Source organism: Staphylococcus sp. 231237_7MaSpsaltlick, from assembly GCF_043107035.1.
Window position 1 is genome coordinate 76,633 of sequence record NZ_JBICNX010000011.1, and the last position, 14,453, is coordinate 91,085.

The following is a 14,453-nucleotide window of genomic DNA, read 5'->3' on the forward strand; positions in this document are numbered from 1 at the left end:
CGGTAATTAATTTCTTTTTCTTGCTATAATGTGTACTGGTGTACCTTCAAAGCCGAATGCAGCTCGAATTTGATTTTCTAAATAACGTTTGTATGAAAAATGCAATAGCTCAACATCATTAACGAAGACAATAAATGTCGGTGGTTCAATAGCGACTTGTGTAGCATAGAATACATTTAAACGTCGACCTTTATCAGTTGGTGTAGGGTTCATAGAAATTGCATCCGTAATCACTTCGTTTAGTGTTGAACTTTGAACGCGTTTTTTATGATTTTCACTAGCTTCTTTAATATATGGGAACAATGTTCTGAGACGTTGCTTCTCTTTTGCGGAGACAAACGCAACTTCTGCATAATCTAAAAATTGGAATTCTTTACGAACTTCGTCTTTAAATTTCTTCATAGTATTTGTTTCTTTATCAACGGTATCCCACTTATTTACAACAATTACAATTGCTTTACCTTCTTCGTGTGCATACCCTGCAACACGTTTATCTTGCTCGATGATGCCTTGGTCTGCATCAATAACAATTAAGATTACATTAGAACGCTCAATCGCTTTTAATGCGCGTAATACTGAATATTTTTCTGTATTTTCATAGACCTTACCTTTTTTACGCATTCCTGCAGTATCTATCAATACATAATCTTGACCATCATAACTATATTCGGTATCAACAGCATCTCTAGTTGTACCAGCTACGTTTGATACGATTACACGATCTTCTCCTAGAATTGCATTTACTAAACTTGATTTACCAACATTTGGACGACCAATGATTGACAAACGTATTGTATCATCATCATACGGGTCAGGTTCTTCTTCTTTAAAGTGTTTAACCACTTCATCTAATAAATCACCTAAACCTAGTCCGTGGGAACCAGAAATTGGATACGGATCCCCAAATCCAAGTGAGTAGAAATCGTAAATTTCGTTTCTCATTTCTGGATTATCAACTTTATTAACTGCCAATACTACCGGTTTTTTTGATTTATATAACATTTGAGCAACCATTTCATCGCTTTGAGTTAAGCCTTCTCTTACGTTTACCATAAAGATAATTACATCGGCTTCATCGATTGCAACTTCAGCTTGTGCTCTAATTTGTGTTTGGAATGGAGCATCTCCAACCTCGATACCACCAGTATCAATAATGTTAAAATCGTGAGTTAACCATTCACCTGATGAATAAATTCTATCGCGAGTAACACCTGGTGTATCTTCTACGATTGAAACACGTTCACCTACGACTCTGTTAAAAATTGTAGATTTACCAACATTTGGCCTGCCTACAATTGCTACTATAGGTTTAGTCATAAACTAACTTCCTCTCTTCTTTAATCTCTATAATTCTATCATAAGGGGTAATTAAATCAAAAGAAATATTAAATCAACATTTTTGTTTTAGATTTCTCATGGGGAATTTGAATAACAAAAAAAGAAATCTTGCCCTATCATATACTAGGACAAGATTTAAAATTGCTATTACTCATAATGTTAAAATTTGAAATCTTTTAATTTATCTCCAAACACATCACCAAGTGTTGGATTATCTTCATCTTCTGAATTATCATTCAAATAAGATTGCGTAGTTGCACTATCGCTTTCAATAATATTTTCATCTGGTAATGTTGCTTTTATAGATAATGAAATGCGTTCGTTTTCAGGATCTACACTTAATATTTTTACGCTCACCGCTTCACCTGGTTGTAATACCTCGCCAGGGGTACCGATGTGGGAATGACTAATTTCTGAAATGTGAACTAATCCTTGTACGCCAGGTTGAATTTCTACGAAAGCACCGAAGTTTGTCAATCTAACAACTGTACCTTCAATAACTTCACCTTCATTGATTTCGCCTTTGATTGCTTCAAAAGGGCTTGGTAATGTATCTTTGATAGATAGTGAAATACGTTCAGAATCTTTATCGACAGATTTAATTTTAACTTTCACACTATCTCCAATAGCTACAATGTCTTCAGGTGATTTAACGTGCTCATGTGATAATTCTGAAACGTGTACAAGACCGTCCACGCCCCCGATATCAACAAAAGCACCAAAATTAGTTAAACGCGCTACTTTACCTTCAATAACGTCACCTTCACTAAGTGACTCTAGTAGTTTATCTTTTTTCTCTGCGTTTTCTAATGCCTCTACTGCTTTTCGACTAAGAATGACACGATTATTTGCAGGATCTAATTCTTCAACTTTAAGTTTTAAAATTTGTCCTTCAAAACCAGAGAAATCTTCAATGAAATCTGTAGAAATTAATGAGGCTGGCACAAATCCTCTTTGACCAACATCTACTACTAAGCCACCTTTCACAACTTCAGTGACCTTAGCTTCAATAGTTTGATTATTATCTAACTGTTCTTGTAAAAATTCATATGATTTTTCAGTTTCGAGTTGGCGTTTTGAAAGAATATAAGCGCCCGTTTCATTTTCTTCGTCATATTCTACTTTCGTAACATATGCGCCGATTTCATCGCCTACTTTTACAGCATCACTTGGATTATCAATATGATGCGTTGAAAGTTGACTAATAGGGATTATACCATTAAATTTACCACCGTTGACATGAATGATTACTTGTTTTTCTTCAATTTCTTGAACTTCACCAGTAACCTTATCCCCTTCTTTAATCTCGTTAATCATTGATTCGTTGAACTCTTCAGTCATCTTGTCTGCCTCCTTATTACACTACATAATTATAACATCTTATAAACTGACAGAATTGTCAAGAAATTCCCCTTTATTCGAGGGAACGATTTTAATTTGTTAATATTTTGTAAAATAGGGATTTTCAAGCTAACAAAAATAACAAAAAATTCACCTGTATTTTACATTTATTTATATAGTATAGTAATTCTGTTTATTATAATAATGCACGTATATTATATACCCACTTTTCTCATTGTATAACCTTTTTACACTATATGAAAAGATTGATAACAAATCTGAGACTACTACAATTAATCTAATGATTTTACTAAAGATAATATCTCTGCTGTTACGGTTTCAATACTTTTACCTGTTGTGTCCACAGTAATAGCATCATCAGCCTTCATCAAAGGAGAAATTTCACGATTCATATCGTAATGGTCTCTGTCAGCAATTTCCTTTTTCAATTGTTCTAGATTGGATTCAATACCTCTTTGCTCATTATCTTTTTGTCTACGCAATGCCCGTTCTTCTACTGAAGCTATCATGTAAACTTTTAAATCAGCATTCGGTAATACGACAGTTCCGATATCTCTACCGTCCATGACAATACCTTTTTTAGCTGCTAGTTCTTGTTGCTTTTTTACAGCAAAAGTACGAACTGGTTCTTTTGATGCCACATAAGATACATGACTTGTCACATTATTTTCTCTTAAGTGATCAGTGACATCTTGATTATCTAAAATGACTCTTTGACCTTTGATTTCATCGTAAGTGAGTGATAACTCTGTAGTATCGATTAATTGATTAAAGTCCTCAATTTTATTTTGTTGTAAGTATTTATAAGTAATTGCACGATACATTGCACCAGTATCTACATAAATCATAGATAATTCACCAGCAACAAGCTTAGCAATTGTACTTTTTCCTGCTGCTGCAGGTCCATCAAGTGCGATATTTAATAATTTCATTTTAGTAACCCTTCCTTGTTGTTTTATGAATAATATTTTATCATAAATATGTACTTTATAAATAGGAGGAATGCCCGCATGAAAAAAGTTCTTGTTATTCATACTGGTGGCACTATTAGCATGTCACAAGATGAAGCTAATAAAGTAGTTACAAATACTGACAATCCTATATCCAATCATAAGGATGTAATAGAAAGGTATGCTGATGTAACTGAAATTACACCTTTTAATGTTCCGTCACCACACATGGACATTAAATATGTTGAAAAATTAAAAGAATTAATTGAAGATGCAGCTCAAAATGAAAGTTATGATGCTTTTGTCATCACGCATGGTACAGATACATTAGAAGAGACTGCATACTTACTAGATTTAACTGTTGCTATTTCTAAACCTATAGCAATTACAGGTGCAATGCGTTCCTCAAACGAAATTGGTTCTGATGGATTATATAATTTCATATCTGCAATCAGAGTGGCAACAAGTGATGAAGCTACAAACATGGGTGTTATGGTTGTCTTTAATGATGAGATACATACTGCTCGCAATGTAACGAAAACACATACTTCTAATACGAATACATTCCAAAGTCCTAACCATGGCCCTTTAGGTGTGGTAACTAAAAACAGTGTACAATTTCATCACAAACCTTTTGAGCATCTAATCCTTAATGAAATTAACCATAATTTAAACATTCCTTTGGTTAAGGCATATATGGGGATGCACAGTGATGTGTTGTCTTTTTATAGCCAAAATAATGTAGACGGTATTATTATTGAAGGACTTGGACAAGGTAATTTACCACCAACTAGTTTAGAAGGTTTGGATAATTGTTTACGTAAAAATATACCAATTGTTCTAGTTTCTAGATCATTCAATGGTATCGTTGGGCCTATATACGCATATGAAGGTGGCGGTGCAACTTTAGCTGATAAAGGCGTTATTTTTTCAAATGGCTTAAATGGTCCTAAAGCGCGTTTAAAACTACTTGTAGGCTTAAGTAATCAATTATCTTCAGAACAATTGAAAAAGTATTTCGAATCACAGTTATAATGAATTGTTATATATAAATAAAAAAGTGCAGACACTTATAGTAAATTATAAATGACTGCACTTTTTTTATTTAATAAGAAATTTTATAAATACATAGTTAAACAGTGATTAGGCAATAATCGTTTTATGATTCAAGTGGTGTTTGTTTTTTAGATAAAATACTTTGAGTTATGATACCACCGTGATATTTACCGTTTTCGATAAATATTGTATTTGCATCGTTACCTGCAGCAATAACACCTGCAATATAGCAGTTTTCTACATTTGTTTCATATGTTTCTTTATTATAGACAGGCGCAGTGCCATATTCATTTTCGTTAATTTCAATACCTATAGATTGTAAGAATTCATAATCTGGGTGGTATCCTATCATCGCAAAAACATAATCATTAGCTATTTCTAATGTTTGTCCATTTTGTTCATAAATAACACTATCTTCAGTTATTTTAACCACATTTGAATCAAATGCCATATTAATTTTTTCGTGACGGACGAGAGATTCAAAGTTCGGTAATATCCATGGCTTAATTGCTTTAGGATAATCGCTACCGCGATAAATGACCGTAACGTTTGCGCCAGCTTTTTCTAATTCCAATGCTGCGTCAACAGCAGAATTTTTACCGCCAATAATTACTATATTCTGATCAAAATAAGGGTGTGCTTCTTTAAAGTAATGCATAACTTTTGGAAGCTCAGCGCCTTCAACTTCAAGTTGATTATGATGTCCGTAATAACCTGTAGCTACAGTAAGGAACCTACATTGGTATACATCTTTAGTAGTCGTTATTGTAAAACGATTATTTATTTTTTTTACTGTGAGGACTTCTTCAAAAGCATTAATACGAAGTTGATGATGTTTTACAACAGCTCTATAATAAACCAATGCTTGATTACGATGTGGTTTGCTTTCCTCCACTATAAATGGTACATCCCCAATACTTAATTTATCGCTTGAAGAAAAGAACGTTTGATGTGTTGGGTAATTATAAATAGCATCTACAACGTTCCCCTTTTCTATAACTAATGTATCTATACCTTTTCTTTTTTGTTCAATAGCAGCGCTAAGTCCGCAAGGGCCGCCGCCTATAATTATACTTTCAACAGTTTGCATTCTTCCTTCGTCCTCCTTTTACCACCCATATATTATACCAATAGTTTTAAAAAAACCAAATGAAAGAAATTGAAAATTTTATTACAAAATTATTTGGCTCTATAAATATATTGAGAAAATAAAAAAATCTCACTACAAGAATTAACGCATAGTGAGATCTTTTTTATATGAATGGATTATTACTGGTATCCATTTTGAATTATGAAATAAATACTTATTTTTTATTGAGGAATAACTAAACGTTGACCATTATGGATGTCATTACCTTGTAAGTTATTAGCCTCTCTAATTTTTTCTACATTTTCTGGAGAACCTTCGCCGTAATATTGGATGGCAATTCTATAAAGATTTTGGCCATTTACAACATGTGTTTGTTGTCCAGAATTATTAGTTGAAGCTTGGTCATTCTGTTGGTTATTATTTGATGAACCTTGAGATTGTTCAGTTGAACCATTTTGTGTATTGGCTTGATCATTTTGTTGTGATTGACTGCCTTGTTGATTTTGTTGTGATTGATCACTTTGATTAGCTTGGTTTTGATCATTTTGGTTTTGATCGCTATTTGCTTGGTTTTGATCGCTATTTGCTTGGTCTTGAGAGTCAGAATCAGATTGATCAGAATCGCTATTACCATCATCTGAAGAATTACTGTTGTCATCTGAGTCAGAAGAGGCATTTTTGTCATCATCTTTGTTAGCTTTATCGTCATTTGATTTTTTATCTTTGTCAGAGTCTTTATCAGAATCTTTATCTTTATTATCAGCGACTTTTTTATCATCGTTGTTGTTACTATCGTCGTTGTTTCCAGTAAGTGCCATACCGGCGAATATAGCAATAGCAGCTAAGATTAAGATAGCAGCAAGAATAGGTAGTAATTTACCTAATAAACCACCTTTTTTCTTCTTGTTGTCGTCATCGTCATTGTTGTTATTACCACCGTTACCACCGTTGCCGCCGTTACCGTTACCACTATTACCACCGCTTGATTTTGAATGGCTAGCAGCAGCACCAGTTCCAGCAGCTGCTGCTCCACCTGCTACAGCAGCACCTTTTTTCTTGTTACTACTTTTCTCGTTATTTTGTTGATCTTTGTTGTCGTTTTTGTCATTTTCTGTTGTATCATCATGACTAGCATTTTTATCATTTTTACCTTTATGTTTACCCGCTGCATATGCACCAGCTCCAGCAGCCGCGGCTCCACCTGCTACAGCAGCACCTTTTTTCTTAGAGCCATTTTTAGAGTCATCTTGTTGTGGTTCGTTTTGGTCTTGACTTGATTGGTTATCTTGTTGATTTTCATCAACATTTTGTTCATCTGCATGCTGTTGTTTGTCATTTAGCGACTCATCATGGCTAGCATCAGAATCGTTTGTACCTTGATGTTTGCCAGCAGCATAAGCGCCAGCACCAGTAGCCGCGGCTCCACCTGCTACAGCAGCACCTTTTTTCTTAGAACTTTCGCGGTTCGGCGAAGCGTTATTATCATTGTTATACTCATGATCATTAGTGTTTGCTTTATCATTAGCAGCTTCATGATTTAAATTGTTGTTTTGTGAAGGATCGTCAGTTTCACGTCCTACAGTTGGGTCAGATGTTGAATTGCCATCGTTATACTGCTCACTACCAAACGCATCATCCTCACTATGTTCTTGTTGGTCTGTTTGGTTAGTCTGTTCGTCTTCACTTTGGTTTGTAGCAGTATCTCTTCTACGTTGTCTACGTTGTGCATTTCTTGGAGGGAATTGTTCGTCTGTTTTATCAGAAACTTCCTCTTTTACATTGTCAACCGAATTGTTAACTGAATCCTTGGTATTATCTTGATGTTCTTTTGGATCAATAGATTGACGATTTTTTTCAAAATCATCTTTAAAATTGTTTTTAGACAAATTCATCATCCTTCCTTTTTGTTTAATTATATACTGTTTTACCCTAACAGAACGTAAATATGTATAAATTTTTTAGAAAAAATACTGTTAAATAAGTGTATATGTCGTATTATAGCTTGATTGAAAATGTGAAGTAAAGTAATTGTCTATTTTTTAAACAAATTTTGTATTTTTTCATTAAAATCCATTTTTCTTTTTACTTTTTTTCTATTTATTATATTTATTAATTTTAATTCACAATCATTATCACAACATAATTCAGGTTTTTCTACCAAACTTTCATCAAAAAATTCAATTAAATAAGACCTTCTACATTGATCGATATTTTTATAGCCTAACATACGTATATAACCTGTCTTTTTGCGCTTATAAGCCATATCAAAGATATTACGTAATTGGGCAAAAGTATACTGTGTACGTAGTACATCAAGTATATCTGACTTTTCTGGTGGTAGGAACTGAGATAATTCATATGCATTTACATCTTCAATGTTAATTATATCTGTAAATAATAACGTTTCTAAAAGATAGCTATCATCAGGTTGGTAAAGACTTATTGCTTGGCTTTGTTTACCATCACGACCTGCCCTACCTATTTCTTGCATATAACTAGATGGACTTGTAGATAAATGAAAGTGAATAATTGTTCTGATATCTTTTTTGTTAATTCCCATTCCAAAAGCACTTGTAGCTACAATAATAGGGATTTCATTATTAATAAATTGGTGTTGTACGGTATGTCTTTCTTGGTAGGATAGGTCGCCGTGATAAATACCAGTTAAAAAGCCATAATTATATATACTTTGAGCTAGTGATAGACACATTTTTTTAGAGGACACATAAATAATTGTTGGACCTGACTGCTCTAATGTAGGTAATAGCCATTTTAATTTTTCATCATCATCAGCAAAATTTTTATGCGTTAGAGAAATATTATCTCTATTCATACTATTTTTTATAACTGAAAATGATTTATTTAATATTTGTTCTAAATCAAAAGTTAAGTAAGAAGGTGCGGTTGCAGTTAATGCCAATACGGTAGCTTCTTGAAAATGATTTACGATTTTTCCTATAAGCGCGTAATGAGGCCTAAAATCATAACCCCATTCTGATAAACAGTGTGCCTCATCTAATACAATCATACCGATAGTTAAATCTTTAATTAATTTAAAATTGTAACTTTGTAATATAAATTCTGGGCTTAAAAATATAAACTTACTTTGTTTCAAACAATTAATATTTTGTTGCTTTTCATTTTCATCCATGCCCGAGTGTATACAGCATACATTTTTTTCGCCCTGTAACTTGAGTTGCATAACTTGGTCATCCATCAATGAAATTAACGGAGAAATAACTAATGTTGTTTTTTGTTTTATATAGGTTGGTAATTGGTAACATAAGCTTTTACCACTACCAGTAGGTAAAATGCCTAAAGTGTCGACGTTATTAAGTACGTTGTTAATAATTTCTTCTTGACCTGGTTTGAATGATTCAAATCCAAACCATTTTTTTAAGTCTTCATGTAACATTTAGTTCACCTCTTTCGACACCAACAATAATTAATTTAATTTCAAAGTAACTGAGTTCAGAGAAAGTGTCCTTATAGTTGCGCAGTCTCTCACTGCGATTAGCTATATAATAAGTCATAAATGGTTTGTATTCTATATGGTCTAAATAACTATCGTAATCGGTTATGTATCCTTTGATAAACAATTCTAAAATATGATCATCGATTGTATTAGGTTTAACATTTTGCTGCGCAGCAAGTTGTTTGAAGTTTAATCCATTTTGTATTCCTAAATATGTTTTTTGGGTTTTGTTTAATAATGTTGGAAGAATAATTAAGTTATGTAATAGTGGGTATTTTTCTTCGTTCTCTATTTCAAACATTAAAGTAACTAAATCCCTCATTTCTAATTCAAAAAGCATTTCTTGTGATATTTCTTCAATTAAACTAATTTGTTGTCTTGTGTACATACTTTCTTCAAACCCTTGTAAATAATAATGAATATATATGTCATTATTTTTTTTAGTTAAAGATTGAAAAAGTAATGTAAGTTCTGCTATAAATGATTTTTCTAAATGGCCGTCAGAAATTTTCTTATATAAATATTTAACTTTCTGGTGAACTACTCTATGTTGTGTAATAGGTATAAATTGATAATTGTTATGTTGGGTATTCGATAATGTTTGAGTCAACAATTGTATCGCATTGAAAGTATTTAACAAACTATCATAAGTATGTCGAGGATGGCTAATGATATTTTGAATTTGTTGTTCTTGGATGTTAGAATTACTAGAATATTGTTCGAATAATGGATATTTTAGTTTGGGCATACTATGATACAATGATAAGAGTTGTTGACTACAGGCATCAAAAAAGGTTTGATGCGACTTTTTACCTGTGATAATATTAAATATACTTTTTTCGGTTTTGTAATTATGTGACTTTGTATATGCAAAATGAATTAAATTATACATGGGTGCTCCCTCACTTTTATAAATCGAAAACATTTGAAAAAATGATAAACAGTGATTACAATAATATTTGTGTAATTATTGTAGCATTTTTGTCAAAGGAGGCGAAGAAATTGGCTAAATATACAATTGTTGATATGGACACATGCATAGCATGTGGTGCTTGCGGTGCCGCTGCCCCTGATATATATGACTATGATGACGAAGGTATCGCTTATGTTATACTAGATGATAACCAAGGTACTGCAGAAGTGCCAGAAGAATTATATGAAGATATGGAAGACGCAATAGACGGATGCCCTACTGATTCTATTAAAATTGAAGAAGAACCATTTGATGGTGATGCATTAAAGTTTGAATAGAATTAGATTTAATTTAACTGTAAAAAAGTGATTATCTACTAATCCTGTGACTTCAATTGATAACTTAGACATATTTGAATTTTAACTCGGGACATCAATCGATGTCTCGAGTTTTTCTATTCAGTCATACTACAAGAGTTTGGCAATTATAATGAATTCGAATGTAGTAAGTAAAATTACTTTTCATTTACACACTTTTCAATTTATTATAGTAACTTTATTTATAATTTTACGAGTTAACATTTACGTTTATATGCAAAATAAAAAAGCCCTTCATTTTTCCACTTATTAAGTGTCAATTTTGAAGGGCTTTTACTATATTTGATGACAAGTTATACAAAATTTTTAACGTGGTAAAACGTTTTTTAAGCGATTATATAAAAGAATAAAGACGATTGAGATAACGATGCCTTTAATAATATTAAAAGGTATAACACCCGATACAATTACTATTTTAACATTTTCTACTACATCGGATAAATTCATAATCATGCCATATAAAGGTAATAAAACAAAGTAATTTAGTATACTTAAGACGATTGTCATTACCAATGTAGCTACACTAAGTCCTATAATTTGGGACTTAAGCACATCTTTATGTTTAGTGATAAAATAAGCTGTTAATAAAAAACTTGATGCTGCTAAAAAGTTAGCTACTGGGCCTACTGGATCACCAACATTAAATAGAAAATTGAGTAAGTTTTTAACAAATTCTACAATAAGTCCAGCTACTGGACCCAGAGTAAATGTTGCTAATAAAGCAGGCACGTCACCAAAATCTAATGTTAAATATGGTGGTAAAAACGGTATTGGGAACTTGATAAACATTAAAATAAATGCTACTGCACTCAACATACTGATTGTGATGAGGCGTTTGGTTTGTTGTTGCATATTAAATTATCTCCTTCCATTCATCTTTCATAGAATAGGAGGATGTAATTGCACAACAAATAAACCCTCCATCTTCTCCCATCCAGACTATACTGTCGGCTCTAGATTCTCACTAGATCAGCCATTAATCTATTAATTAGAAAAATGGGTCGCAGGCTTATATTACTGCCGGTTGGGAATTGCACCCTACCCCGAAGATGAATTTCTTAAATTTTATAAATTTATCATAGCTTATTGCTCAGATAAAAACAATAGACTTGCTTAAAATATATTAGTGATATTAATAATATGGATGATACGAGTATAAAAACTGCCAACAAAGTGTTCAACTTTGCTGGCAGTTTTAAATTCTACACACAAATGAATTAATCGTAAGAATATTATGGATATATACTATTACTTTCAACTTCTAATATGAAAAATAATTATTTGTTATTTATTCATTCAATTAGCAGCAAAACTTAAGTATTGTCTCTGTCAGTTTCTGGTTTAGGTAATGAAATAATAAAAATAGTCCCTTTACCTAGTTCACTTTTTACATCAATAGTACCTCCATGTGAGACGATTATCATACGACAGATAAATAATCCTAACCCAGTTCCCTGTTTGCCACGCTTACGTGAAGTGTCCACTTTGTAAAAGCGATCAAATACTTGTTGTAGATGTTCAGGGGCTATGCCTGAGCCAGTGTCAGATATATATAGTATTTGCTCTGAATCAGTTTCATCTATTTCTATATTAATTGCATCTCCGGGTTCAGTATATCTAGATGCATTGTCAATTAAATTAGTTAAAACCTGCTCAATTCTGTCCGAATCGAAATACCATAAATGTTGATGTGTATCTGGATTTAAACTCATATTTAATTCTAAATCTTTGGCTTGCTTTTGGTATTTTTGTTGCATCTTATTGAGCAATGGATCAATTGGTTGAATGGTTTTATCCACAGTCAAGCCTTCAGCATCCATACGTGCTACATTTAATAATTCATTTACTAACCTGTTTAACCTTTTAGTTTCATCTAAAACGATAGATAATGATTCGTGAATTTCATCAGGTTCAGTTACGATGCCATCAACAATGGATTCGGTGTATCCTTGTAATAAAGCAATAGGTGTACGTAATTCGTGAGAGACATTTGCAATGAAGTCTTTTTTCATTTGATCCATATTATGCTCATTTGTCATATCGCGAATAATAGCTACGATGCCACTTCTGCCATCTGGCTGTATTTGTTCTATATAACTGGTAATAATTACAAAATAACGTGTATTTATTTCATAAACCTCAAACTGTGTTTTTTTACTACTAAAAGTAAGCTCATTTTGTTCATCTAATTTTTCTAACGCATATTCATCTAACATTTTTAAAGTTGTATTGGCTAATTTATTAGAAATAATAATTTCTTTTTTATCATTAAATCCCAAAACACCTTCAACCATAGAGTTGATTAAACTATCGCGAATATTTTTAGAGGAGGATAATGCGTCAATATGCTGTTGGATTTCAGAACTCATCGTATTAAACGTACGGGATAATTCCCCGATTTCATCTTTGGAATTGACTGGGACAACTTGAGCATAATCGCCTTTAGAGACTTTTAGAGCTTGCGTTCGCAAATTACGTAGTGGTTTTGTTATACGTGACGATAGGAAAAATGCAAATACAGTTGTTATTGCTAAAAAGATAATAGCAATGATTAAGATAATAACTGTAATAACATTATTGGTTTCTTCTATTGTCTTTAAGTCTTGGTAAATAAAGACACCACTATATTCACTGTTTGGACTATTTTCTGTTTCAATATTTTTTGTTGGATAACCAATTAATACATATGTACGTTGTTTACCATTAAGATTGACAGTAACATGTTCTGAAATTTGTTTGCCGTGGTCAAAGACACGCTCATAATCTTTATTATTTTTAATTTCTTTGAACATTTCATTTTTAGTAATATCATTGCCGTGGTTATCTTTATCTTTATCATTCATTATAATTAAACCAACGGGGCCTTCAATTAATTTTCGACTATGTTCGATAGCAGTAGCTCTATCGTCAGAACTTTCAACAAGTTGGCTTATTCTTTTGGCATCTTTTAATAAAGAATCTTCTGTTTCTTGAGTAAAATAAGACTGTATAAACGTTATAAGAGCTGCACTTAATAGAATTAAAACTGTAGTTACTATAAAAATTATAGTTAACCACAGTTTTACAACTACACTATTAAGTAGGTTCATTATTTGATTTGACTTCAAATTTATAACCTACGCCCCATACAGTTTGTATCATATAAGCTGCATCTTCTGATACTCGATTTAATTTTTCTCTTAAACGTTTAACGTGCGTGTCTACTGTACGCAAGTCTCCATAGAACTCGTAATGCCAAACTTCTTTTAATAATTGTTCTCTATCGAATACTTTATTCGGTGTTTTAGCTAAGAAGATTAATAGCTCATATTCTTTAGGCGTTAAGTTCACTTGATTACCATCAGCTAACACTCGGTGCGCATCATTGTCTATAACTAAGTGATCGAATTCTATTAAATCTCTTGCGTGAGGCTCACTTTGTTCAGTAGATGCAACTTGTGTGCGTCTTAATAATGCTTTGACACGTAACACAACTTCACGTGGTGAAAATGGCTTTACGATATAATCGTCAGCGCCAGATTCAAAACCTTCTACTCTATTAGTTTCCTCACCTTTTGCAGTTAACATAATGATGGGTGTTTCTTTATGTTCTCTTAAACGAGATGCTACAGTGATTCCGTCCATTTCTGGTAGCATTAAATCCAATAAAATACAAGAATAATCATGTTCTACAGCCATTTTATATGCTTCATTACCATTACTTGCTTCGTGTATTTCAAAAGACTCTCTTTCAAGATATAATTTTAATAATCTTCTGATTCTATCTTCATCGTCTACGATAAGTATTTCGTTTGACATGCATATATACCTCCCACACTGCTACTTTCAAATTCAACAATATTATATCATAGGTTAGACATGAAAAGTGACTGTGACTTCAAAGTTTGTGAAA

Annotated in this window: 12 protein-coding genes and 1 riboswitch; of the genes, 2 read left to right on the forward strand and 10 right to left on the reverse strand. The window is 32.4% G+C overall.

The genetic code is table 11. From position 1 onward, the window contains the following. Window positions 1–6: 6 nt before the first annotated feature. The 3 genes from der to cmk form a co-directional block, all read right to left on the reverse strand. Entirely contained in the window at window positions 7–1,317 is a 1,311-nt protein-coding gene (gene der, locus ACF91D_RS19405) for a ribosome biogenesis GTPase Der (RefSeq protein ID WP_069793045.1), read from the reverse strand. Between the two features lie 180 nt (window positions 1,318–1,497). After that, a complete protein-coding gene (gene rpsA / locus ACF91D_RS19410) occupies window positions 1,498–2,679 on the reverse strand; it encodes a 30S ribosomal protein S1 (RefSeq protein ID WP_039068354.1) in 1,182 nt (393 codons plus the stop codon). 293 nt (window positions 2,680–2,972) lie between these two features. Beyond that, window positions 2,973–3,632 (reverse strand): (d)CMP kinase, encoded by a 660-nt coding sequence (gene cmk, locus ACF91D_RS19415; protein ID WP_107550127.1) that lies wholly within the window; start codon window positions 3,630–3,632, stop codon window positions 2,973–2,975. Between the two features lie 78 nt (window positions 3,633–3,710). On the opposite strand from cmk, the gene ACF91D_RS19420 reads away from it, so the two are divergent. Continuing rightward, the gene (locus ACF91D_RS19420) at window positions 3,711–4,685 is read left to right on the forward strand and encodes an asparaginase (protein WP_039068355.1); all 975 of its coding nucleotides are present in this window, start codon (window positions 3,711–3,713) and stop codon (window positions 4,683–4,685) included. Window positions 4,686–4,809: 124 nt separating this feature from the next. Here ACF91D_RS19420 and ypdA read toward each other — a convergent pair whose 3' ends face one another. From ypdA to ACF91D_RS19440, 4 genes are all read right to left on the reverse strand, one after another. Next, complete coding sequence (gene ypdA, locus ACF91D_RS19425; protein ID WP_039068356.1) at window positions 4,810–5,796, reverse strand: bacillithiol disulfide reductase YpdA; 987 nt, start codon at window positions 5,794–5,796, stop codon at window positions 4,810–4,812. 221 nt (window positions 5,797–6,017) lie between these two features. Beyond that, a complete protein-coding gene (ebpS, locus tag ACF91D_RS19430) occupies window positions 6,018–7,688 on the reverse strand; it encodes an elastin-binding protein EbpS (RefSeq protein ID WP_107549812.1) in 1,671 nt (556 codons plus the stop codon). Between the two features lie 140 nt (window positions 7,689–7,828). Further along, window positions 7,829–9,211: a RecQ family ATP-dependent DNA helicase gene (locus tag ACF91D_RS19435; protein WP_101049407.1), complete on the reverse strand. Its 1,383-nt coding sequence runs from the start codon at window positions 9,209–9,211 to the stop codon at window positions 7,829–7,831. Continuing rightward, window positions 9,201–10,163: a helix-turn-helix domain-containing protein gene (locus tag ACF91D_RS19440; RefSeq protein WP_327620592.1), complete on the reverse strand. Its 963-nt coding sequence runs from the start codon at window positions 10,161–10,163 to the stop codon at window positions 9,201–9,203. Before ACF91D_RS19440 ends, ACF91D_RS19435 begins: the two co-directional genes overlap by 11 nt. A gap of 110 nt (window positions 10,164–10,273) precedes the next feature. Here ACF91D_RS19440 and ACF91D_RS19445 point away from each other — a divergent pair, with 110 nt between their 5' ends. Beyond that, a complete protein-coding gene (locus ACF91D_RS19445) occupies window positions 10,274–10,522 on the forward strand; it encodes a ferredoxin (RefSeq protein ID WP_026113585.1) in 249 nt (82 codons plus the stop codon). 345 nt (window positions 10,523–10,867) lie between these two features. Here ACF91D_RS19445 and ACF91D_RS19450 read toward each other — a convergent pair whose 3' ends face one another. From ACF91D_RS19450 to ACF91D_RS19460, 3 genes are all read right to left on the reverse strand, one after another. Next, window positions 10,868–11,413 carry an ECF transporter S component gene (locus tag ACF91D_RS19450; RefSeq protein ID WP_101093767.1) on the reverse strand — a complete coding sequence of 182 codons (546 nt, stop codon included), beginning with the start codon at window positions 11,411–11,413 and terminating at the stop codon, window positions 10,868–10,870. Window positions 11,414–11,479: 66 nt separating this feature from the next. Continuing rightward, a riboswitch (FMN riboswitch) is annotated at window positions 11,480–11,616 on the reverse strand. A gap of 258 nt (window positions 11,617–11,874) precedes the next feature. After that, window positions 11,875–13,650 (reverse strand): ATP-binding protein, encoded by a 1,776-nt coding sequence (locus tag ACF91D_RS19455; protein ID WP_327620591.1) that lies wholly within the window; start codon window positions 13,648–13,650, stop codon window positions 11,875–11,877. Continuing rightward, a complete protein-coding gene (locus ACF91D_RS19460) occupies window positions 13,637–14,359 on the reverse strand; it encodes a response regulator (protein ID WP_119585765.1) in 723 nt (240 codons plus the stop codon). The genes ACF91D_RS19455 and ACF91D_RS19460 overlap by 14 nt, the downstream gene beginning before the upstream one ends. Between the last annotated feature and the right edge of the window lie 94 nt (window positions 14,360–14,453).

What these genes read in the sequence shown, in the direction of transcription:
- cmk (WP_107550127.1), bottom strand. Translation starts at nt 3,632, where the DNA reads ATGAAATTATTAAATATCGCACTTGATGGACCTGCAGCAGCAGGAAAA.
- ebpS (WP_107549812.1), bottom strand. Translation starts at nt 7,688, where the DNA reads ATGAATTTGTCTAAAAACAATTTTAAAGATGATTTTGAAAAAAATCGT.
- rpsA (WP_039068354.1), bottom strand. Translation starts at nt 2,679, where the DNA reads ATGACTGAAGAGTTCAACGAATCAATGATTAACGAGATTAAAGAAGGG.
- ACF91D_RS19440 (WP_327620592.1), bottom strand. Translation starts at nt 10,163, where the DNA reads ATGTATAATTTAATTCATTTTGCATATACAAAGTCACATAATTACAAA.
- ACF91D_RS19455 (WP_327620591.1), bottom strand. Translation starts at nt 13,650, where the DNA reads ATGAACCTACTTAATAGTGTAGTTGTAAAACTGTGGTTAACTATAATT.
- ypdA (WP_039068356.1), bottom strand. Translation starts at nt 5,796, where the DNA reads ATGCAAACTGTTGAAAGTATAATTATAGGCGGCGGCCCTTGCGGACTT.
- ACF91D_RS19420 (WP_039068355.1), top strand. Translation starts at nt 3,711, where the DNA reads ATGAAAAAAGTTCTTGTTATTCATACTGGTGGCACTATTAGCATGTCA.
- ACF91D_RS19450 (WP_101093767.1), bottom strand. Translation starts at nt 11,413, where the DNA reads ATGCAACAACAAACCAAACGCCTCATCACAATCAGTATGTTGAGTGCA.
- ACF91D_RS19435 (WP_101049407.1), bottom strand. Translation starts at nt 9,211, where the DNA reads ATGTTACATGAAGACTTAAAAAAATGGTTTGGATTTGAATCATTCAAA.
- ACF91D_RS19460 (WP_119585765.1), bottom strand. Translation starts at nt 14,359, where the DNA reads ATGTCAAACGAAATACTTATCGTAGACGATGAAGATAGAATCAGAAGA.
- der (WP_069793045.1), bottom strand. Translation starts at nt 1,317, where the DNA reads ATGACTAAACCTATAGTAGCAATTGTAGGCAGGCCAAATGTTGGTAAA.